The sequence below is a fragment of the Priestia sp. 53B2 genome, assembly GCF_056099005.1.
Genome location: NZ_JBLZXA010000072.1, coordinates 1 through 418, shown reverse-complemented (window position 1 = coordinate 418; position 418 = coordinate 1). Strand labels below are relative to the sequence as shown.

Here is a 418-nt window from a genome sequence, read left to right as displayed (position 1 = left end):
AGTTGGGCACTCTAAGGTGACTGCCGGTGACAAACCGGAGGAAGGTGGGGATGACGTCAAATCATCATGCCCCTTATGACCTGGGCTACACACGTGCTACAATGGATGGTACAAAGGGCTGCAAGACCGCGAGGTCAAGCCAATCCCATAAAACCATTCTCAGTTCGGATTGTAGGCTGCAACTCGCCTACATGAAGCTGGAATCGCTAGTAATCGCGGATCAGCATGCCGCGGTGAATACGTTCCCGGGCCTTGTACACACCGCCCGTCACACCACGAGAGTTTGTAACACCCGAAGTCGGTGGAGTAACCGTAAGGAGCTAGCCGCCTAAGGTGGGACAGATGATTGGGGTGAAGTCGTAACAAGGTAGCCGTATCGGAAGGTGCGGCTGGATCACCTCCTTTCTAAGGATTTTTA

Annotated in this window: 1 rRNA gene; it reads left to right on the top strand. The window is 53.3% G+C overall.

Features of this window, described 5'->3' with window-relative positions:
- Positions 1-405 (top strand): 16S ribosomal RNA (locus ACN6NE_RS31125); the annotation flags it as partial.
- Between the last annotated feature and the right edge of the window lie 13 nt (positions 406-418).